Origin of the sequence: Mesorhizobium sp. M00.F.Ca.ET.216.01.1.1 (genome assembly GCF_004010325.2) — a bacterium.
Classification (GTDB): Bacteria; Pseudomonadota; Alphaproteobacteria; order Rhizobiales; family Rhizobiaceae; genus Mesorhizobium.
In genome coordinates this window covers 1-341 of the sequence record NZ_SADR02000309.1, presented here as the reverse complement: position 1 = coordinate 341, position 341 = coordinate 1, and the positions used below count along the sequence as shown (strand labels likewise).

Here is a 341-nt window from a genome sequence, read left to right as displayed (position 1 = left end):
TGTGCTCTTCCGATCTTCGGCCTCGGCATGGCTTCCAAGGTGGCGCTGGCTGTCGTCATGGTGTTCTTCGTCGTCTTTGCCAACGCCTTCCAGGGCGTGCGCGAGGCCGACAGGGCGATGATCGCCAACGCCCAGATCCTCGGCGCCTCTGACTGGCAGCTGACCCGCTCAGTAATCGTGCCCTCGGCGATGAGCTGGATCTTCGCCAGCCTGCATGTCAGCTTCGGCTTGGCCATCATCGGCGCCATCGTTGGCGAGTTCGTTGGTTCCCGCTACGGCATCGGGCTCTTGATCAACATCGCCAAGGGTTCGTTCGACGCGGCCGGCATGTATGCCGCGAT

Annotated in this window: 1 protein-coding gene; it reads left to right on the top strand. The window is 62.8% G+C overall.

Annotated elements, in window-relative coordinates:
* Positions 1-341, top strand: a 341-nt coding sequence (locus EN859_RS36245; protein ID WP_135913675.1) for an ABC transporter permease subunit, incomplete at both ends; no start/stop codon positions are given.